Source organism: Sanguibacter sp. A247 (genome assembly GCF_052324925.1).
GTDB lineage: Bacteria > Actinomycetota > Actinomycetes > Actinomycetales > Cellulomonadaceae > Flavimobilis.
Window position 1 is genome coordinate 458,398 of record NZ_JBQPRE010000002.1, and the last position, 20,929, is coordinate 479,326.

Consider the following 20,929-nt stretch of genomic DNA (forward strand, 5'->3'; position numbering starts at 1 on the left):
AAGCCGCACCGGAGGTTCGCATGAACAGCACCACACACGCCCCGCTCGTCACCATCACGGGGGACGTTCCCGCCTGGCGTGAGGCCGTCGTCCGAGGAGGCGGCGAGCTTACCAACCTCGGTGAGCAGACCGAGGTCCTCGTCTGGCACGGGGGCCCCGCGAGCGAGCTCGTCCCCGTGCTCGCGGCCGCACCCAACCTCAAGTGGGTCCAGCTGCCGTCGGCCGGTGTCGAGGCGTACGTCGCCGCCGGGGTCTTCGAACGAGAGGTCGAGTTCACGTCGGCCAAGGGTGCGTTCGCGGAGCCTGTCGCCGAGCACGCGCTCCTGCTCACGCTCGCCGCGCTGCGGCACGTGACGCGACGGGCACGCGCGACGTCGTGGGGCACGCCCGCGGGCATCAGCCTCTACGGCCTCACGGTCGGCATCCTCGGTGGCGGCGGCATCACGACCGAGCTGCTGCGGCTGCTCGCACCGTTCGGCGTCCGCACGATCGTCGCGCGCCGCTCGACGGCGCCGCTCGAGGGCGCCGACGTGACGACGGACCTCGACGGCTTCCGCGCACATCTCGGTGAGATCGACGTGCTCGTGGGCGCGATCGCGCTCACCGACGAGACGCGTGGCTGGGTGAACGCCGACGTGCTCGCAGCGCTCCCGTCGAGCGCGGTCATCGCGAACGTCGCACGCGGCGGGCTCATCGACACCGATGCACTCGTCGCGGCGCTCGACGCGGGCCAGATCGCAGGCGTGGGCCTCGACGTCACCGACCCGGAGCCCCTGCCCGACGGGCATCCGCTGTGGTCGCGCGACGACGTGCTCGTCACGCCGCACACGGCTGACACCCCGGAGATGGTCGAGGCGATGATGGCCCGTCGCATCGAGACGAACGTGCGCGCGTGGGCGGCGGGCGAGCCTCTCACGGGCCGCGTCGACCGCGCCGCCGGCTACTAGCCAGCCGGGCCGAGCCCGTCCCTCCGTGCAGCCTCGAACCATGTCGGTTCGGGGGTGCGCGTGGGGGACGGGCTCAGTGCGTCAGTTGACGGTGAGCGGGAGCTTCTTGCCCGCAAGACCGCGGCCACGGGCCGCGAGTCCGCGCGCGATGCGACGCAGCTCGACAGCGGCGGGGGAGTCCGGGGCTGAGAGCACGACGGGAGTCCCGCCGTCTCCCGCCTCGCGAAGCGACACGTCGAGCGGCACCTGCCCGAGCATGGGGACATCGACGCCGAGCCGCTGCGAGAGTGACGTCGCGACGCGCTCGCCGCCGCCTGAGCCAAAGATCTCGAGCCGCGACCCGTCAGGCTGCTCGAGCCACGACATGTTCTCGACGACTCCGACGACGCCCTGGTTCGTCTGGTGCGCGATCGAGCCCGCGCGCTCGGCGACCTCGGCCGCCGCCGACTGCGGCGTCGTCACGACGATGATCTCCGAGCCCGGCAAGAGCTGCGCGACCGAGATCGCGATGTCGCCCGTCCCCGGCGGCAGGTCGAGCAGGAGCACGTCAAGATCACCCCAGAAGACGTCCCCGAGGAACTGCTGCAGCGCGCGGTGGAGCATGGGGCCCCGCCAGACGACGGCCTGGCCGGCGGGCACGAACATGCCGATCGAGACGACCTTGACGTCGTGCGCGATGGGCGGCAGAAGCATGTCGTCGACCTTCGTCGGCATCTCGCGCGTGCCGAGCATGCCCGGGATCGAGAACCCGTAGATGTCGGCGTCGACGACGCCGACGCGCAAGCCGTCGGCTGCCATCGCGACCGCGAGGTTCGCCGTGAGTGACGACTTGCCGACGCCGCCCTTGCCGGACGCGATCGCGTAGACCTTCGTGAGCGACCCAGGCTGCGAGAACGGGATAACAGGTTCGCCGTCGCCGCCACGCAGCTGCTTCTTGAGGCGCACACGCTGCTCAGGGCTCATGACGCCCATCTCGACCGCGACCGACGCGACGCCGTCGACGGCCGACGCCGCAGCCGTGACGTCCTCGACGATCTTGGCCTTGAGAGGACAGCCCGCCGTCGTGAGGTCGATGAGCACCTTGACCTCTCCGTCGCCTGTGACCTCGACCTCGCGGACCATGCCGAGCTCAGTGATGGGACGGCGGATCTCGGGGTCGATGACGGTGGCGAGCGCTGCGCGCACGGCCTCGACGAGCGTCGGCTGAGTCATGGGACCATCATAGGTCGCGGCAGTCCGGAGACGACTGAGACCGTGGTCCCTGTCACCAACCGGACGTGACGTCTCAGCGCGTCTCGTCCGTGTCGGTCGCATCCCGGTCAGCGGCCTCGCGCCCCGCCTCGATCTCCTCGAGCAGGTTGCGCAGCTCGGAGCGCACGAAGTCGCGCGTCGCGACCTCGCCGAGCGCGATGCGCAACGCCGCCATCTCACGTGCGAGGAACTCCGTGTCCGCGAGGTTGCGCTCGGCCCGCTGCCGGTCCTGCTCAGCCGAGACGCGGTCCCGGTCGTCCTGCCGGTTCTGCGCGAGGAGGATGAGCGGCGCCGAGTACGACGCCTGGAGCGAGAGCATGAGCGTGAGCAGGGTGAAGCCGATCGCGACCGAGTCGAATCGCAGATCCTCCGGCCCCCACGTGTTCCAGGCGAGCCACACGACGCAGAAGATCGTCATGTAGACGAGGAACCGCGGGGTCCCCATGAACCGCGCGATACCCTCCGAGGCGCGCCCGAACGTGTCGTCGTTGCGCCGCGGCAGCAACCGTTCGCGCAGCGACGTGCGCTTGCCCTTGGGCTGGTCGAGGCGCTCAGCCACGGCTCTCACCGCCCACGGGGGCGTCCGGCACGTGGTCGTCCTCACGCCAGTCCTCGGGAAGCATGTGGTCGAGCACGTCGTCGACCGACACGGCGCCGAGCAGGCGACGGTCCGGGTCGAGCACGGGCAGCGCGAGGAGGTTGTACGTCGCGAGCAGACGCGTCACCTGCCCGAGCGGCGCCGACGGCCCCACGTGGTCGACCGCGTCGAGGACGTCGCCGAGCGACTGGTGGGGAGGCTCGCGCAGCATCCGCTGGAAGTGGACGACACCGAGGAAGCGGCCCGTCGGGGTCTCGAGAGGGGGCCGCACGACGAACACCATCGATGCGAGCGCCGGCGGCAGGTCGGCCCGGCGGATGTGCGCCATCGCGGCCGCGATCGACGTCTCGGGGGACAGGACGACGGGCTCGGTCGTCATGAGACCGCCCGCCGTGTAGTCGTCGTACGCGAGCAGACGCTGGACGTCGCGCGCATCCTCGGGCTCCATGAGACCGAGCAGCTGCGAGACGCGCGCGTCCGGCATCTCGTGGAGGAGGTCGGCGGCGTCGTCAGGCTGCATCGCCTCGAGGACGTCGGCCGCGCGGCCCGGATCGAGCGCCGACATGATCTCGACCTGGGTGTCCTCGGGGAGCTCCTCGATGACGTCGGCGAGACGCTCGTCGTCGAGCGCCGCGGCGACCTCGATGCGACGTTCCTGCGAGAGGTCGTGCAGGGCCTCGGCAAGGTCGGCGGGCTTGAGGTCCTCGTAGGCCGCAAGGAGGAGGGCCGCGCCCTGGTTCTGCTCGGCCGAGGCGAGCGACAGCAGCTGGGTGACGTCGATGACCTCACCCTGACCGCGACGACGGATGCCGAGGGTGCTCCGTGAGGCCTGCGTGCGCCGCACGAAAAGACGGTCGACCATCCAGTCGCCGTTGCGCTGCTTCTCGATCGAGATGTCCTCGATCTGGGCAGTTCCCGAGCCGTCCGCAAGCTCGACGACGCGGTCGAAGAGCTCGCCGACGACGAGCGACTCCATGCGTCGCTGCTCGAAGCGCCGCATGTTGACGAGGCCGGTCGAGATGACCTGGCCACCATCGATGCTCGTGATGCGCGTCAACGGCAGGAACACGCGGCGCCTGCCGGGCACCTCGACGACGAGGCCGACGGCGCGCGGCGCACCCTTGGGGCGCATGAGGACGACGACATCGCGGACCCGCCCGACGCGGTCTCCAAGCGGGTCGAAGACTGCGGTCTCGGCGAGCCGGGCGACAAAGACACGGGTTCCGACGGCGCTCACGGGCACAGCCTATGCGCGCAGGTCCGCCCGTGGGCGACCGTCCGCGCCCGCGGTGCGGCATGATCGTCGTATGAGCAACCCGATGCTTCCTGCCACTGGGCGCGGACCGGTCCCTACCGTTCCGACGCTGCCCGAAGGGACGCCCGTCGCGTCGTTCCGCACCTACCTCGAGGCGCAGAAGGCCGTCGACCACCTCTCTGACGAGGCGTTCCCGGTGCGGTCGCTGACGATCGTCGGTGACGACCTGCGGATGGTCGAGCGTGTGACGGGCCGCCTCACGTACGGCCGGGTCGCGCTGGGTGGGCTGCTTTCGGGCGCCTGGTTCGGTCTGTTCGTCGGCCTGCTGCTCTCGATGTTCTCGGACGACGGCTCGGGGATCCCGCTCATCGCTGCGATCCTCATGGGCGCGGCGTTCACGGCGATGTTCTCGCTCATCTCCTACGCGCTCTCGCGCGGGAAGCGGGACTTCACGTCGCAGAGCCAGATCGTCGCGACGCGGTATACCGTGCTGTGCGAGGTCGAGCACGCGGGGCGTGCGCGGCAGATGCTCGCGGCCGCGAGCATCCGCTCGACAGCGGGAACACACACGCTCGGGTCGACACCTGACGTCGTCCCCGGCTTTCCGCCGCCGGCCTACACGCCGCCCCCGGCGCCCGCTGCAGCCAACCAGCCCGCTGGCGGCGACGCACCGGTCGCCGCGGACGGCTCGGCGCTTCCCGTCGCCCGGCCGCGGCCGTCGTCGATCTCGTCGCAGTACGTGACGCCTGACGGGCGCCCGCGCTACGGCCTGCGTCACGAGGACCTCCAGGCCGACGGCACCCCGAAGCCCGACGCAGCGGCTGCGCAGCCGGCGGAGCCGGCCCCGAACGGCTCGTCCGCCTCGCCCGACGTTCCTGCGGCACCCGACGTCCCGGCCGCGCCCGACGCCCCCGCGCCCCCCGACGGGGCGGCGCCCCAGTCGCAGGAGCCCGCTCCGGACCCCTACCGCAGGCCGAATCCGCCGCAGAGGTAGCCCCCGGCGGGCACAGCAACGACGCGGGGCTGGTCCCACCACATCGTGGTGAGACCAGCCTCGTCGCCATCTGCGCATCTTCTAGCGCAGCGACGCCATCCACGCCTCAACCTCGTCGGCCGTGCGGGGGAGCGCCGCCGTGAGGTTCTCGTTGCCGTCGACGGTGACAAGGACGTCGTCCTCGATGCGCACGCCGATGCCCCGGAACTCGGCGGGCACGAGCATGTCGTCGGACTTGAAGTAGAGACCCGGCTCGATCGTGAAGACCATGCCGGGCACGATCTTGCCGCCCACATACATGTCGCGGCGCGCCTGCGCGCAGTCGTGAACATCGATGCCCAGGTGGTGGCTCGTGCCGTGGACCATCCAGCGGCGGTGGAACTGCCCCTCGGGAGCAAGCGACACCTCGGCCGTGACACCCTCGGGCAGGAGGCCCCACTCGGCAACCTTGCGCGCGATGACCTCCATCGCGGCCGCGTGAACGTCAGAGAAGACGTTGCCCGGAACCGCGGCCTCGAACGCCGCGTCCGCAGCCTCCCGCACGGCCTCGTAGACCTTGCGCTGGACGTCCGTGAACGTCCCCGAGACGGGAAGAGTGCGCGTCACGTCAGCCGTGTACAGCGAGTCGACCTCGACGCCCGCGTCGACGAGGATGAGCTCGCCCTCGCGGACCTTGCCATCGTTGCGGATCCAGTGGAGCGTCGTCGCATGGTCGCCCGCGGCGGCGATCGTGTCATAGCCAACGGCGTTGCCCTCGATGCGGGCGTTGCCGTCGAACGCCGCCTCGACGACGCGCTCGCCGCGCTCGTGCGCGACGGCGCGTGGCAGGGCACGAACGATCTCTTCGAAGCCCGTGACGGACGCGGCCACGGCCGCGCGCATCTGCTCGATCTCCCACGCATCCTTGACGAGACGCAGCTCGGAGGCGGCCTCGGCGAGACGTGCGTCCTCGCCCTGCTCGACACCGGCCGCAGCGCGCACGGCCTCGACGAGCACCGTGATGTTCTCGTCCGCCTCGGCGACGACGAGCAGCTCGGTGCCCGCGCCGACGTCCTTCGCGAGCGCATCCTCGAGCGTGTCGAGGTGTCGCGTCTCGATGCCGAGCACCGTGGCGAGGTCCTCGAGCGTCGGGCGCGGGCCGACCCAGAACTCGCCGTAGCGTGAGCTCGAGAAGAACTCATCGGTGTCGCGGCCCGAGGCGGGACGGAAGTAGAGGACGGAGTCGTGCCCGCCGTCGGCGCGCGGGTGCAGGACGAGGACCGCGTCGGGCTCCTGGTCCGTGCCCAGCCCGGTGAGGTGCGCGAACGCGCTGTGAGGGCGGAAGCGGTAGTCGGTGTCGTTCGAGCGCACCTTGAGCGGGCCCGCGGGAACGACGAGGCGTGCGCCGGGGAACTGCGCGGAGATCGCGTCACGGCGTCGCTGCGCAAAGTCAGCGACCTCGGCGCGGACTGGCCCCGAGGTGGTGGGGGCTCCCCAGCCAGACATGACGAAGTCGCGAAACGCCGAGGAGTCGGGGCGCTGTGAGCGCTGCTCGCCGCGCGCGGCGAGGCTCTGCTCGGTGACTGCGGCATCCGGGGTCGTCGTCGGATCCTGCTCGGTGCCGGGGGTAGTGGCGTCGGTGCTCATGCTCCCATGGTCCCACCGATGCCCTGCTGGGTGGTGGGACGGTCGTGGCGGTGTGTCCTCGGGCACGCCCCTAGAGTGAGGTGTGCTCATCGACCTCCACACCCACTCCCACGTCTCGGACGGCACGGACGCTCCTGCGGAGCTCGTCGCGGCTGCCGCAGGCCGTGGCCCTGCGTCGGCGCTCGCGGAGGGTGTGCCGCGGCTCGACGTCATGGCCCTCACCGATCACGACACGGTCGGCGGGTGGGCCGAGGCGGCTGAGGCCGCCGCGACCTACGGGGTGGACGTCGTCCTTGGTACGGAAGTCACCTCGCGGGCCGAGGGCGTCTCCGTCCATCTGCTCAGCTACCTGCACGACCCGCTCGACGCGGGTCTGCTCGCACTCTTCGACGCGGTTCAGGTCTCGCGCGGTGGCCGCGCGCGCGCGATGGTCGAGCGCCTCGGCGAGGACTTCCCGCTCACGTGGGAGGACGTGGTCGCCCAGATGCAGGAGGGCACGACGATCGGTCGCCCGCACATCGCCGACGCTCTCGTCGCCGCCGGCGTGCGTCCCTCACGGGACGCGGCCTTTGCTGATCTGCTGCACGTGGACTCGCCCTACTACGTCCGTCACGCGGTGCCCGACGCACCCGACGCGGTGCGCGCGATCGTCGCTGCGGGCGGTGTGCCCGTCTTCGCGCACCCCGGTGCCCACGCACGGGGACGGATCGTCTCGGATGCTGTCATCGACGAGCTCGCGGCGGCTGGCCTGGCAGGCTTAGAGGTCGCCCATCGCGACAACGACGCCGAGCAGCGCGCCCGGCTCGTCCGCCACGCGGCTCGGCTCGGCCTCTTCACGACGGGCTCGAGCGACTTCCACGGCGCAGGCAAGCCCAACCGCCTCGGGGAGAACCTCACCTCCAGCGAGGTGCTTGCCGAGATCGAGCGCCGTGGCACGACAAGAATGGTCCGAGCGTGAGCGACATCATGAACCTGCGCCTCCTCACGGAGGTCTTCATCACGCTGTTCGTCATCATGGACCCCCCGGGGATCGTGCCGATCTTCCTCGGCCTCACGGGCACGATGACCGCGAAGGAACGCCACCGCGCCGCGCGCCAGGCCGTCCTTGTCGCCGCAGGAGTGATCATCGGCTTCGCCCTCTTCGGCCAGAGCCTGCTCGACTACATGCACATCTCGCTGCCCGCGCTGCAAGCATCGGGCGGCCTGCTGCTCCTGCTCATCGCGCTCGACCTCCTCACGGGCAAGATGGAGAACCCCGAGGCACCCCACGGCAACGTCAACATCGCCATGGTCCCGCTCGGCACACCGCTTCTTGCGGGTCCGGGCGCGATCGTCGCAGCGATGCTCTTCGTCCAGCGGGTCGACGGGTCGGCCGCCGACTGGATCGCGGTCGTCGTCGGCTTCGCCGGCGTCGTGCTCTCCATGTGGGTCGCGATGCGCTTCGCGGGAGTCATCCTGCGGATCCTCGGTGAGTCCGGAACGATCCTCGTCACGCGGATCGCCGGTCTGCTCCTCGCCGCGATCGCGGTGCAGCTCGTGGCCGACGCGGTCACCGCGTTCGTCAAGGCCGCCTAGCTGTACCCGGACTGACCGCGCGACCCTCGGGTCGACCTGCTGGCACGACGAAGCGCCCGCGTGCACACCATGAGGTGTGCGCGCGGGCGCTTCGTCGTGCCTCGCCTGTCTCCGTGAGGAGAGCGCGGCTCAGGCCTCCGTCGTTGCGGCGCCACCGTCCGGGCGCCCGCCACGGGTGCGGCGGCGGCTGCGCGAGCGGCGCGGGCGATCGCCGGACTCGGTGCTGGCGTCGGCCTTCGCGGGAGCGCCGGCAGCCGGCGCGGACGCGGGCGCCTGCGCCCCGGGCTCGCGTCCACCGTCGCGGCGGACACCCTCGCGGCGTCCGCCGTCGCGTCCGCCGTCACGGTCGCCGCGGCGACCGCCGTCGCGCTGGCCCCCGGTGCTCTGGCCCTTGCCGCCGCGCTTGCCCGTCTCGCCGAGGTCTTCGAGAACCTCGCCCGCGAGACCCTCGAGAACCTGCTTCGAACGCGGCAGACGACCCTTGGTCCCGACGGGGATGAGCAGCTCTTCGTAGAGGTGCGGCGACGACGAGTACGTCTCGACGGGCTCCGGGATTCCGAGGCCGAGCGCCTTGTCGATGAGCGACCAGCGGGGGACGTCGTCCCAGTCGACGAACGTCACCGCGGTGCCCTTGTTGCCCGCGCGGCCCGTACGGCCCGTGCGGTGCAGGTACGTCTTCTCGTCCTCGGGGCACTGGTAGTTGATGACGTGCGTGACGTCGTCGACGTCGATTCCGCGAGCCGCGACATCGGTGGCGACGAGCACGTCGACCTTGCCGTTGCGGAACGCACGCAGCGCCTGCTCACGCGCGCCCTGGCCGAGGTCGCCGTGGAGCGAGCCCGCCGCGAAGCCGCGCTCGACGAGGTCGTCGGCCACCTTCGCAGCCGTGCGCTTGGTACGCGCGAAGACGATCGTGCGGCCACGGCCGTCGGACTGGAGGATGCGGGCGAGCACCTCGACCTTGTCGAGGGCGTGCGCGCGGTAGACGACCTGCTTGATGTCCTTCTTCGTCAGGCCCTCGTCGTCGGGGTCTGCTGCGCGGATGTGCGTCGGGTGCGACATGTACCGGCGCGCCATCGCGACGACCGCGCCCGGCATGGTCGCCGAGAAGAGCATCGTGTGACGCGTCGCGGGAGTGCGCGACAGGAGGGTCTCGACGTCGGGCAGGAAGCCAAGGTCGAGCATCTCGTCGGCCTCGTCGAGGACGACGCACTTGACGTGCGAGAGCACGAGGTGGCCCTGCTTGAGGAGGTCGATCATGCGGCCGGGCGTCCCGACGACGACCTCGACGCCGCTTGCGAGCGCGTCGATCTGCGGCTCGTAGGCGCGCCCGCCGTACACCTGGACGACACGCACGGAACGCTTGCGCGAGGCGGTCGCCAGATCGTTCGCGACCTGGACCGCGAGCTCGCGTGTCGGAAGGACGACAAGAGCCTGCGGCTTGCCGGCGAACGGAAGGGTGTCGTAGCCCTCTTCGCCGGGGGCGACGACCCGGTGAAGCAGGGGGACGCCGAAGCCGAGGGTCTTGCCTGTTCCGGTCTTGGCCTGGCCGATGATGTCGTGGCCCTGCATCGCGACGGGGAGCGTCATCGCCTGGATGGGGAAGGGGCGGACGATTCCCGCCTCGGCGAGAGCCTCGACGATCTGGGGACGAACGCCGAAGTCACCGAAGGTGACGTTCTCGGCGGACTGGACGCTCGCGGCGATCGCCGCGGGCTCGGTGGGGGACTCGATGGTCACGGTGCCTCGTTCTATGTGCGAGGTGCGGACGTCGCTCACCAGGGGGCGCTCCGCGCGGCGCGGAGGCGGGCGGGGCCCGAACTCGCGGCGAGAGGCTCTCGGCGGCCAGCGCGTCCGCGCCGGATGTGGCCGGAAGCCGATCGCGCAGTTCTGCCGACCGCGCGCCCACGGCGAGCGGGGCGGCGAGGCCGGGAGTCGTCATACGTTTCAAGGTGTCGAGACGACCGGGCATCCGTTGTACAGGCCCAGAGTATCGGACGGGGTCAAGGACCGGCGGGACGCGACCCACGGGAGGGTGCGCGAGTCCTACGATGGTGGGATGCCGAACGCCTCCGGAACGTCCTCTCTCGTGCCCGCGCCTGTCTCCGAGGCCGCCGCGGACGCCGCCGATCTGCTTGCGCTCGTCGCCCAGATGGAGACGACCGCGTTCCTGCGCTTCGCGGGCGCCGCGGGCGAGGCTCTCGACCCGGAACGGCGCCTGCACCTCGTGCGACTCGCGGCCGAGTCCTACGAGCGGCAGGAACGTGTGCTCGCGCGCACGGACGAGGTGCTCGGAGGGTCGGACGCCGCCCTCGGGCGGTACATCGCGTTCGACGGTGCCTTCGACGAGTTCAACTCCCGCACGCAGGCGAGCGGATGGTGGGAAGAACTCGTCAAGGGGTACGTCGGCCACGGCGTCGCCTACGACTTCTGCCGGATCGTCGCGGAGGCGCTCGACCCCGCATCGCGCGAGGTTGTCGTCGCTGCGATCGATGGCGAGCTCACGACCGAGGCGGCGATCGTGCTCGTCGACGAGGCCACGGACGAGGACGAGCAGCTGGCGTCACGCCTCGCGCTCTGGGGCCGGCGGGTCGTGGGTGAGGCGCTGAGCGTCGTCCAGGTGCTCCTCACGGAGCACGAGTCGCTGCAGCGACTCCTCGTTCGCGCTGCTGAGACGAGGTCCGCGGACGGTGAGGCTCCTGCATCCGTGACGACGTGGCTCTTCGGCCAGCTCACGGCTGAGCACGCGCGCCGGATGGGACGCGTCGGCCTCGCTGCCTGAGCGCGCGAGCCGCGCCGGGGTGCGCCCCCGGCCTCAGTGCGTGACCCGGAGTGGACGCGTCGCCCCGGCCTCAGTGCGTGGCCGGGGCTTCAGCCGAGACGACGATGCCCTCCCCGCCGTGGCGGGGAGGGCATCGTCGTCAACGAGTGTCAGAGGCTTCCGAACCCGACGCGACGCTGCTCCTCGGCGCCGATCTCGACGTACGCGATCGTCGCGGTCGGGATGAGGACGCGGCGCCCGCGGTGGTCGGTGAGGTCGAGGACGGTGCCCCCGTCGAGGGCCTTGGCGACGGATGCCGCGATCTCCTCGGCGTTCGCCTCGGTCTCGACGACGATCTCGCGGGTGAGGTTCTGCACGCCGATCGTGATCTCCACGTCGACCTCCTTGGATTCGGGCGGACCAATCTTCTGTGCCAGCATCCCACCTCCGGAACCCTCCCGCGGGCGTGTTCGCCCAGCGCGCACACGGCCGGGCAGGCAGGGGCGGCGCGATGTCCGTGGCTCGTGATGGGATGCGTGGCATGAGGATCCGACCGTCGGCCGAGCGTTTGCGTGCGCGCAGCGCACGCGTGGAGCGCGCATGAAGGCGCGCCTCGCGGGAGCCGACGCGCCGCTCGTCCTCGTCCCTGACGCTCAGCAGGACGACGTGGTCGAGCGCGCGCGTACCGTGCAGGCTCTCGTCGTGACGGGGGCGCCGGGCACGGGGCGGACGACGACGGCGCTGCGGATCGCCGCCGACCACCTCCTTCCCGGCGAGGGGCGGGCGGCCATGGATCCCGCTCGGCTCCTCGTCGTCACCTCGAGCCGTCGCAGCGCGGGCGAGATGCGTGACCGGCTGGCAGCGCTCACGGGACGCACCGTGGGAGCACCCCTCGTGCGGACCGCGCCGTCGGTCGCGCACGCGATCCTGCGGCGACGGGCGGCTGCGCTCGAGCAGCCCGCGCCCACGCTCATCTCAGGCCCCGAGCAAGATCTCGTGCTTGCCGAGCTCCTCGAGGGCCACCTCGAGGGCGAGGGGACGGATCTCGTCCTTCCCGCGGGCGTGCCCGTCGACGCGCTGCGGACGCGCGGGTTCCGTGACGAGCTGCGTGACGTCCTCATGCGGGCCGCCGAGCGCGGCCTCGACCCGGTCGCTCTCGACACGCTCGGCTCCGCGCAGGACCGGCCTGAGTGGCGCCTTGCCGCGCGACTCATGGAGGAGTACCGCGACGTCATGGCCCTGCGCACCCTCACCCCTGACCTCGGTGAGCGCGTCGACCCCGCCTCGGTCGTGCACGAGGCCGTCGAGGCTCTGCTCGCCTGGGACGACGAGGTCCCGCGTGCGCCGCGTCCGCGCTGGGATCTTGTCGTCGTCGACGACTACCACGAGGCGACGCAGGCGCTCGCGCGGCTGTGCGCTCTTCTCCTCGACGACGGGGCGCGGCTCGTGCTGCTCGGTGACCCGGATCTCGCCGTCCAAGGCTTCCGGGGGGCTGTTCCCGGCCTGCTCGCGCAGGCGGTGGCACCGCGCACGGCCGGGACCGCCGCGCTCGGTGCTCACCACATCGTGCTCGGCACGGTGCACCGGCACGGTCCCGCGCTGCGCGACGTGACGGCCCGGGTCTCCTCGCTCGTCGGGGCGGTCGGCACGGTCGCGCACCGCAAGGCCGTGGCCGGGCAGGGTGGCACGGCTCCCGACGGGTCGGCTCCCGACGGCCCGGCTTTCGACGGGTCGGCTCCCGACGGCCCGGCTCTCGACGGGTCGGTGCGTGCCGCAATCCTCGACGGCCCCGCCCAGGAGCACGCGTACGTCGCCCACGCCATGCGTTCCTGGCACCTGCACGACGGCATCCCGTGGTCGCAGATGGTCGTGATCGCGCGTTCTGGCGGGCAGGTGACCGCCCTGCGCCGGGCACTCCTTGCGGCCTCGGTCCCCGTGACCGTCGTCGGGTCCGAAGGACCGTTGCGTGACGAGCCAGCGGTCCGGCCCTTGCTCGATGCGGTCGACATCGCCTCGGGGGCTGAGCTCGATGCGGAGCGCGCAGTCGCGCTCCTGCTCTCACCCCTCGGCGGCCTCGACGTCGTCGGGCTGCGGCGCCTGCGCCGCGCGTTGCGCGCCGAGGAGCTCTCGTCCGGCGGCACACGAGCGTCCGACGAGCTCGTGTGCGAGGCGCTCGCCGACCCCGCGCACGCAGCCGTCCTGCCCTCCGCGGTGCGTCGCGCACCCGCGCGCGTCGCCAAGGTGCTCGCGCGTGGTCGCGAGGCCGCCGCACAGCCGGGGGCCGACGCACAGACCGTCCTGTGGGCCGTGTGGGAGGCGACAGGTCTCGCGTCGCTGTGGCGCGACGCCGCGCTCGGAGGAGGCAGCGCGGGAGCCCGCGCGGACCGCGATCTCGACGCGGTGCTCGCGCTCTTCAAGGCCGCGGAGTGGTTCGTCGAACGCAATGCGCGGCGCACGCCACGCATGTTCGTCGACCACGTGCGCTCCCAGGAGCTGCCCGCCGACTCGCTCGCACAACGCGGCGGGGTGACCGACGCGGTCAGCGTCCTCACGCCCGCCGGGGCTGCCGGGCGGCAGTGGCGCGCGGTCGTCGTCGCCGGAGTTCAGGAGGGCGTGTGGCCCGACCTGCGGCTGCGGGACACCCTCCTCGGCGCACAGGCGCTCGTCGATGCCGTCGCCGGCCACCGGGCGGTCGCGGGCGACCCGGACAGGCTCGCGCGGGCCCGCCGGGCCGTGCTGTCCGACGAGGTACGCGCGTTCCTCGTCGCGGTCTCGCGTGCGCGCGAGCACCTGCTCGTCACGGCCGTGAGCGACATGGAGCACGTCCCGTCGGTTCTCGTCGACCTCATCGAGCCGCCGGGGGCCGACGACGACGAGCCCGACCCGCGCCGTCGCGAGGCACCCGTCGCCCTCGACCTGCGTGGTCTCGTCCTGCGGGCACGTCTCCTTCTGCAGGGCGAGGAGTCGAGCGACGCAGAGCAGACCGAGGCCGCAGAGGTCCTTGCGCTCCTCGCCGACGCCGGGGTCGGCGTCGCCGAGCCCGCCGGGTGGTACGGCGCGCACAAGGTCTCGAGCACGGACCCCGCCTGGGGTCCCCACGACCGCGTGCGCGTCTCACCCTCCAAGGTCGAGCAGGTGCACCGCTGCGCCCTGCGATGGGCTCTCGAGGCCTCGGGCGGGCGGCCCGCCGACGCGGTCCAGCAAAGCCTCGGCACCCTTGTCCACGCGATCGCAGAGGGCGCGCCCGCGGGGAGCTTCTCCGAGCTCGCGGCCGAGCTCGAACGTCGCTGGCCCGAGCTCGGCCTGCGGCCCGGATGGCCCGAGACCGTCGCACACACGAAGGCCCGCGCCATGATCGACCGGCTGGCTCAGCACTTCGCGGCAAGCGGTGAGGTCCTCGCGACCGAGGCGCGGTTCGCCGCCGAGGTCGGGCGTGCCGACCTCGTCGGGAGCGTCGACCGCATCGTCGCCCAGCCTGACGGCTCGATCATGATCGAGGACCTCAAGACGGGTGCGGCCGCAAGCGCCGAGGACGCGCGCGTCAACGCGCAGCTCGGCGCGTACCAGGTTGCGCTCGCCGCCGGTGCCTTCGCCGACGTCGTCGGCGTGGGCGATGCGCCCACGGCCGGCGGGGCGACCCTCGTTCACGTGGGAGGCTCCTCCAAGGGGCCCTCGCTGCGCGCGCAGCCGCCGCTGCACGAGGCCGACGACCCGGGGTGGGCACGCGACCTCGTCGAGGGCGCAGCCACCACGATGGCCGCCGCAACCTTCACCGCCGCCCGGAACTCGATGTGCGACTTCTGCCCCGTGCGACGCAGCTGCCCGGTCCAGGATGAGGGCCGAACGATGGGAGGCACCCCCGCATGACCACGTCGCTCGCCGAGTCCGTCCCGTCGGACGGAACGGCCCTCCCGCGGCTCTCCGCCGCCCAGATAGCCGAGCGCCTCGGTCAGTTCCCGCCGACGCCCGAGCAGACCGCCGTCATCGAGGCGCCGCTTGCCCCCGTCCTCGTCGTCGCGGGCGCGGGCTCGGGCAAGACCGAGACCATGTCGGCGCGCGTCGTCTACCTCGTCGCCAACGGACTCGTCGCCCCCGACGAGGTCCTCGGCCTCACCTTCACGCGCAAGGCCGCCGGAGAGCTCGCCGAGCGTATCCGCAGGCGCCTGCGGGCCCTCGCGGCATCCTCCCGCGCGAGCGGCGAAGCCGTCCCCTGGGCTCCAGCAGGCGACGACGACGCCGGTGCTGCGCTGCTCGGTGTGCTCGCCCGCCCGGTCGTCGCGACGTACAACTCCTACGCGTCGAGCCTCGTCCGTGAGCACGGCCTGCGCCTGGGGATCGAGCCCGGCTCGCGTCTGCTGGGTGAGGCGAGCCAGTGGCAGCTGGCCCATGACATCGTCGAGCGCTGGACGGGCGAGCTCTCGTTCACGTCGGCCACCAGCACCGTCGTCGACGCCGTGCGCAGCATGTCGCAGGCGCTCGGTGAGCACCTCGTGCCGATCGCCGACGCGCGGGCACGGATGCACGAGATCATCGAGACGATGCTCGCCGCCCCCGAGGTCGCCAAGGGACGCAAGGGCGTGCGTGCGCGCGTGCGTGACCTCGCACGCCTCCTCGCCGAACGGATCGACCTGCTCGACCTCGTCGAGGAGTACCGACGCCGCAAGGCCGCGACGGACTCGCTCGACTTCTCCGACCAGGTGGCGCTCGGTGCGCGCCTCGCCGAGGGCTTCGCCGAGGTGGGGGAGGCCGAGCGCACCCGCTACAAGGTCGTCCTGCTCGACGAGTACCAGGACACCTCCTACGCGCAGGCCCGCATGCTCGGAGCGCTCTTCGGCGACGGTCACGCGGTCACGGCAGTGGGCGACCCGCACCAGTCGATCTACGGCTGGCGAGGGGCGAGTGCCTCCGGGCTCGCCCGCTTCAGTGACATCTTCCGCGCCGGAACAGGGCTGCATCACCTCACGCTCTCCACGTCGTGGCGCAACGACGCGACCGTGCTCCTCGTCGCCAACGAGGTCGCGGCACCGCTCCGACGCGCGCACGGCGGAGCGGGCCTCGAGATCCCCACCCTTGGCACCCGACCCGGCGCTGGAGCCGGCACCGTGACGAGCATCTACTCCGTGACGGAAGACGAGGAGGCGGCCGCGATCGCCGAAGAGATCGCCGCATCGTGGCGTCCGCGCTCCCACCCGGACGGAGCCCGCAGCGCCGCCGTCCTGTGCCGCGCGCGCAAGCAGTTCGGCCCTCTCGAGGCGGCGCTGCGGGCCCTCGGGATCCCCGTCGAGGTCATGGGGCTCGGCGGGTTGCTCGAGGCCCCCGAGGTCGTCGACCTCCGAGCCCTCCTCGAGGTCGTCCACGATCCCTCGCGCGGCGACTCCCTCATGCGCCTGCTCACGGGGCCGTGGGTCGACCTGGGGATCGCCGACCTCCTCGCGCTCGCGGACCGAGCGCGCGAGCTCGCGCACCGCCACCAGCGTGCGCGGCGTCCCGACGTGCCAGGGGACGCGTCCACGCACTCGGCCGACGTGGTGACCGCGGCCGGGGCCGACGACCTCGTCCAGCCCGGTCATGTCGTCCCCGAGTCCGATGCGAGCGACGAGACGACGATCGTCGATGTCCTCGACGAGCTGCCTCCTCGGGGGTGGACGAGTCATGACGGTCGCAGCCTGACGAACGACGGCTATGAGCGTCTTGCGCGCCTCGCCGGCGTCGTCGAGCGTCTGCGCGGGCGCACGTACCTGTCGGTCCCCGAGCTGATCGTCGAGTGTGAGCGCACCTTGGGCCTCGACATCGAGGCCGGGCTCCTCGGACCAGGTCATGCAGGCCGCGCACGCGCCAACCTCGACGCGTTCCGCGACCTTGCGCTGTCGTTCGTCGACGGTGCCGACACCCCGACGCTGGGAGCGTTCCTCACGTGGCTCGACGCGACGGCGAAAGCCAACGAGCGGCTCGACGGCGCGCTCACCGAGCCTGACCCCGACGCAGTACAGATCGTCACCGTCCACGCGGCCAAGGGCCTCGAGTGGGATGTCGTCGCGGTTGCTGGTCTCACCGACGGCGCGTTCCCCTCGACGGCCACGCAGACGGTCGACGCCCGCACGGGCGAGCTCAAGGCACCGACGGACTCGGCGTGGCTCAAGGGCCTCGGGACCCTGCCCTACCCGCTGCGCGGCGACGCCCCCGACCTGCCGCACCTCCGCTACGACACAGCCGAGGACCACGCCGATCTTGCGGCGAGCCTCGTGCTCTTCACCGAAGATGCCGGGCAGCACCAGGTCGCCGAGGAACGCCGTCTCGCCTACGTCGCGTTCACACGGGCGCGCGAACATCTCCTGCTCTCCGGCTCGTGGTTCCGTGGCGAGCGTCGGACCCCGACGCCGCCGAGCACGTTCCTCGCGGAGCTCGCCGAGGCACAGCTGCTCTCGACGGCACGGTGGGCCGAGCGTCCTGAGGGTGAGAACCCGTCGCTCGCTGTCGCACACACGGGGACGTGGCCGCGCGGGCAGGACGTGCCCGCAGCGCTCGTCGAGGCAGCGCATCGCGTCGAGGCCGCGCGCAGCGCCCGCCGGACGCAGCAGGTGGAGGCCTCGGGTGCGCGGCCGGTGACGGACCTCGCCGCGACCGCGGCGATGCTCCTGGCCGAGCGGGACGAACGCCAGCGTCCCGTCGACGCGGTCGACATCCCGACCCACGTCTCTGCCTCCGCGATGGTGCGCATGGCAACTGACCGCGCCGAGTACGCGCTCGCCCTGCGCAGGCCCGTACCGTCCGCGCCCTCCGTTCACGCGAGGCGCGGCACGACGTTCCACGCGTGGGTCGAACAGCACTATGCGGCCCCTTCGCTCATCGACGTCCTCGACCTCGACGACGCCGACGACGAGGCCCCCGACGCCGACCTCGACGCCCTCAAGCAGACGTTCCTCGCGACTCCGTGGGCCGACATCGTCCCGATCGCGATCGAGGTCGACGTCGAGACACCGCTCGCGGGCGTCATGACACGCTCACGCATCGACGCGGTCTTCCCCGACCCGGCAGCCCCCGGCACGGGCAAGGTTGTCGTCGTCGACTGGAAGACCGGCCGCGAACCGCGCGACGCCGTTGCGGCTGCCGCCCGCGAGGTGCAGCTCGCGGTCTACCGGCTCGCCTGGGCTCGCTGGACGGGCCTGCCGCTCACCATGGTCGACGCGGCATTCTGCTACGTCGGCTCAGGCACAACCGTGCGACCTCAACGCCTCCACGACGAGGCAGAGCTCGAGGCGCTGCTCCGCGGGTAGCCGGGGGTCAGGCGCGGGTGCCGTCGTCCTCGATCGGTGCGGCGTCCTCGCGGGCGCCGTCGTCCTCGATCACTGCGTCGTCCTCACCTCGCGCATCGTCCTCACCCCGTGCATCGTCCTGGGCGGAGCCCGCCGAACGGGCCCTCACCGGAATCTCGGCCGGGGACGCGACCCACGTCGACGCCCCAGAGCCGTCCGACGCCCCAGAGTCGTCCATCGCCCACGCGGCCCGCGCGTCGGCGACGTCGATCGCCTCGGTCGCTGCTGTGGGGACGTGCACCGACCAGCTCGCAGCGGCGCCGCCGTCGTCCGGAGAACGGACCACACCGATGCCGCCCGTGACGGCGCTGGCCGCGGACAGACCGCTCACCGCACTGTGCCCACTGACCGCACTGCGCCCGCTCGTCGCGCTGCGAGTGCTCAATGCGCTGATGATCGGCATCCCGTCCGCGACCTCGGTCGCCTCGACGGGCCGCGCGTTCTGACGCGACGTGCCGGAGGCGACCGTCGCCGCGACGCGCACGCTTCCGGTGGTGGGCGTGCTGCCCTCGGGGTGAAGAACCTCGTCGAGGTCGAGCATCATCTCGACCGCGTCGGCCTGGATCTGCTGGTCGTCCTGGTGGACGCCGTGGAGGAGCCAGCGCACGAGCGCGAGCTCGCTCACGAGGTGGGCACGCTCGACGAGGTGCGTGTCGGTGAGCTCGGTGCGCGCCTGACGGTAGGCCTCGAGGACGGACTCGACTGCGTCGGGCGGTGCGACGACGACGAACCACGCGAGGTCGTCGGCCGGGTCGGCGACCTGGCACGACGACCAGTCGACGATCCCGTTGACGGACTGCTGAGCGATGAGCACGTGGTCAGTGCCCAGGTCGCCGTGCGTGACGACGGGCCGGAACCGCCACGTCGCGACGTCCTCGAGGGCCGTCTCCCAACGCCGTAGCAGTCGCACCGGGACGCGGCCGGTTGCGGCCGCCTCGTCGAGAGCCGACAGGTGGCGACGCCGGTAGTGGTCAGCCGTGTAGGAAGGCAGGCCGGCATCCTCGACGAGCGAGGCCGGCAGCTCGTGCAGCGCGGCCAAGGCTTGTCCGACCGCGCGTGCCAGGCCCGGGCCGGGGCGGAGCGACTCGACGGGCAGCGGCGTTCCGGGGATCTCGGGGTAGACGACGGCGCGGCCGCCCTCGTCGAGCTGCGCAAAGCCCGCAGGGGCGGGGACGGCGAACGGCAGCCGCCCTGAGTCGACGTACGCGCCGAACGAGCGCAGCAGCGTCATCTCGGCCTCGAGCTTCGCTCCCGAGGCGGCGTCGCGCGGGGAGCGGACGATCCAGCGGCGGAACTCGTCGTCGACGACGAGCGCGACGTCGTCGTCGCCGTCGGACGCGATCGTCCGCACCTCGGCGGCCCGCAGACCGGGGACGGCGGCGGTCGCGAGTGCGGCGAGTGCGAGGTCGGAGCGGTGCATCGTTCCACGGTACGGCGCACGGGGCCTGGATCCGGTGAGGGCACGCCCTGCGGATCGCGACGCGGGTACCGTGAAGGACGTGACACCCCTGATCGAGTGGTCCGCTCTGCCGCTGTCCCGCACGGGGACGGACCGTGCTGCGTTGCGCCGCTCAGATGTGGACAACGTGGCGCGGCTCCTGGAGTCCCCGACGACGCGAGTCCTCGTCGTGAGGGGAGGCGAGCTTGCGCTCGAGGAAGGCGACGGGCACCGCCTGGCGCTTCTTCCCGCGGCTGAGGCTCGCGAGGCGGCGCGTTCAGCGCTCGTCTGCGACCTCGGCCGGTCGCCGCGAGACGGTGGGATCGATGTCATTGCGCTCGTCGTCCCGGCGGGCCGCCCTGCGGTGGGGATCGAGGGGGTCGAGGCCCCGACCCCGGCTGAGGTGTTGGCGTCCGGCCGACGCTGGGGGGCGCTGCGGGACGTCGGGCACCTGTTCGACGGGCACGACGCGGGTCTCGCGACCGCGGCGGTCGCGCTCGCCGCGTGGCACGCGCGTGCGCCGCGCTGCCCGTCGTGCGGTGAGCCGACGGTGCCCGTGAGCTCTGGCTGGGCGCGTCGCTGCGAGGACGAGGGGATCGAGCACTACCCGCGCACGGACCCGGCGGTCATCATGGCGGTTGTCGACGACGACGACCGGCTGCTGCTCGGACATGCGGCGCACTGGCCCGAGCGTCGGTTCTCGACGCTCGCCGGCTTCGTCGAGGCGGGGGAGTCGGCTGAGACCGCGGTGCGGCGCGAGGTCCTCGAGGAGACGGGCGTCGTCGTCGGTCGGGTCGAGTTCAGGGCGACGCAGCCGTGGCCGTTCCCGGCCTCGCTCATGCTCGGCTTCGTCGCGCACGCGCTCACGACGACGGTGACGACGGACGACGTCGAGGTGACCGAGGCCCGTTGGTTCACGCGCGACGGGCTTGCGGGGGACGTCGCGGCCGGGCGGGTCCTGCTGCCGATGCAGTCGTCGATCGCGCGGGCGCTCATCGAGGAGTGGTTCGGCGGGGAGATCGCCGAGCCGGGCTGAGGCCGAGCGTGCCGATGTGGGCCGGCGGGCGGAGGGGCCGCGCGCCGGAGGGGGTGGAGGGGCGTAGGATCTGTTCGTCCGGGGCTGCAGCAGACGTCGATCACGACGCAGCCCGTGGACGGAGCGAGACGCGTC

The 20,929-nt window shown here is 72.3% G+C and carries 15 protein-coding genes; 8 read left to right on the top strand and 7 right to left on the bottom strand.

Annotated elements, in window-relative coordinates:
* Positions 1-20 precede the first annotated feature (20 nt).
* Positions 21-947, top strand: coding sequence for an NAD(P)-dependent oxidoreductase (locus tag ACTVCO_RS06200; RefSeq protein ID WP_443727529.1), 927 nt, complete (start codon positions 21-23; stop codon positions 945-947).
* Positions 948-1,028: 81 nt separating this feature from the next.
* On the opposite strand, the gene ACTVCO_RS06205 is transcribed toward ACTVCO_RS06200, so the two are convergent.
* The 3 genes from ACTVCO_RS06205 to ACTVCO_RS06215 form a co-directional block, all read right to left on the bottom strand.
* Positions 1,029-2,159 (bottom strand): Mrp/NBP35 family ATP-binding protein, encoded by a 1,131-nt coding sequence (locus ACTVCO_RS06205; protein ID WP_443727530.1) that lies wholly within the window; start codon positions 2,157-2,159, stop codon positions 1,029-1,031.
* Positions 2,160-2,232: 73 nt separating this feature from the next.
* Positions 2,233-2,757 (bottom strand): DUF1003 domain-containing protein, encoded by a 525-nt coding sequence (locus ACTVCO_RS06210; protein ID WP_443727531.1) that lies wholly within the window; start codon positions 2,755-2,757, stop codon positions 2,233-2,235.
* A complete protein-coding gene (locus tag ACTVCO_RS06215) occupies positions 2,750-4,033 on the bottom strand; it encodes a magnesium transporter MgtE N-terminal domain-containing protein (protein ID WP_443727532.1) in 1,284 nt (427 codons plus the stop codon). Before ACTVCO_RS06215 ends, ACTVCO_RS06210 begins: the two co-directional genes overlap by 8 nt.
* Before the next feature lie 70 nt (positions 4,034-4,103).
* On the opposite strand from ACTVCO_RS06215, the gene ACTVCO_RS06220 reads away from it, so the two are divergent.
* Positions 4,104-5,045, top strand: a complete 942-nt coding sequence (locus ACTVCO_RS06220) for a general stress protein (RefSeq protein ID WP_443727533.1) — start codon at positions 4,104-4,106, stop codon at positions 5,043-5,045.
* 81 nt (positions 5,046-5,126) lie between these two features.
* Here ACTVCO_RS06220 and ACTVCO_RS06225 read toward each other — a convergent pair whose 3' ends face one another.
* Positions 5,127-6,671, bottom strand: coding sequence for an aminopeptidase P family protein (locus tag ACTVCO_RS06225; protein ID WP_443727534.1), 1,545 nt, complete (start codon positions 6,669-6,671; stop codon positions 5,127-5,129).
* Between the two features lie 82 nt (positions 6,672-6,753).
* Between ACTVCO_RS06225 and ACTVCO_RS06230 the strand changes: the two genes are divergently transcribed.
* Positions 6,754-7,629 carry a PHP domain-containing protein gene (locus ACTVCO_RS06230; RefSeq protein ID WP_443727535.1) on the top strand — a complete coding sequence of 292 codons (876 nt, stop codon included), beginning with the start codon at positions 6,754-6,756 and terminating at the stop codon, positions 7,627-7,629.
* 8 nt (positions 7,630-7,637) lie between these two features.
* Positions 7,638-8,246 (top strand): MarC family protein, encoded by a 609-nt coding sequence (locus ACTVCO_RS06235; RefSeq protein ID WP_443727917.1) that lies wholly within the window; start codon positions 7,638-7,640, stop codon positions 8,244-8,246.
* Positions 8,247-8,375: 129 nt separating this feature from the next.
* On the opposite strand, the gene ACTVCO_RS06240 is transcribed toward ACTVCO_RS06235, so the two are convergent.
* Positions 8,376-9,986 carry a DEAD/DEAH box helicase gene (locus ACTVCO_RS06240; RefSeq protein WP_443727536.1) on the bottom strand — a complete coding sequence of 537 codons (1,611 nt, stop codon included), beginning with the start codon at positions 9,984-9,986 and terminating at the stop codon, positions 8,376-8,378.
* Between the two features lie 319 nt (positions 9,987-10,305).
* Between ACTVCO_RS06240 and ACTVCO_RS06245 the strand changes: the two genes are divergently transcribed.
* Positions 10,306-11,028 (top strand): ferritin-like fold-containing protein, encoded by a 723-nt coding sequence (locus ACTVCO_RS06245; RefSeq protein WP_443727537.1) that lies wholly within the window; start codon positions 10,306-10,308, stop codon positions 11,026-11,028.
* Between the two features lie 149 nt (positions 11,029-11,177).
* Here the strand turns inward: ACTVCO_RS06245 and ACTVCO_RS06250 are convergent, their stop codons facing one another.
* A complete protein-coding gene (locus ACTVCO_RS06250; RefSeq protein ID WP_443727538.1) occupies positions 11,178-11,402 on the bottom strand; it encodes a DUF3107 domain-containing protein in 225 nt (74 codons plus the stop codon).
* A 205-nt stretch (positions 11,403-11,607) separates the two neighbouring features.
* Between ACTVCO_RS06250 and ACTVCO_RS06255 the strand changes: the two genes are divergently transcribed.
* Positions 11,608-14,874: an ATP-dependent helicase gene (locus ACTVCO_RS06255; protein WP_443727539.1), complete on the top strand. Its 3,267-nt coding sequence runs from the start codon at positions 11,608-11,610 to the stop codon at positions 14,872-14,874.
* Positions 14,871-18,281 (top strand): UvrD-helicase domain-containing protein, encoded by a 3,411-nt coding sequence (locus tag ACTVCO_RS06260; RefSeq protein ID WP_443727540.1) that lies wholly within the window; start codon positions 14,871-14,873, stop codon positions 18,279-18,281. Before ACTVCO_RS06255 ends, ACTVCO_RS06260 begins: the two co-directional genes overlap by 4 nt.
* Positions 18,282-18,288: 7 nt before the next feature.
* On the opposite strand, the gene ACTVCO_RS06265 is transcribed toward ACTVCO_RS06260, so the two are convergent.
* Positions 18,289-19,740: a phosphotransferase gene (locus ACTVCO_RS06265; protein WP_443727541.1), complete on the bottom strand. Its 1,452-nt coding sequence runs from the start codon at positions 19,738-19,740 to the stop codon at positions 18,289-18,291.
* A gap of 79 nt (positions 19,741-19,819) precedes the next feature.
* Between ACTVCO_RS06265 and nudC the strand changes: the two genes are divergently transcribed.
* Positions 19,820-20,794, top strand: coding sequence for an NAD(+) diphosphatase (gene nudC, locus ACTVCO_RS06270; protein WP_443727542.1), 975 nt, complete (start codon positions 19,820-19,822; stop codon positions 20,792-20,794).
* The last annotated feature ends 135 nt before the right edge of the window (positions 20,795-20,929 follow it).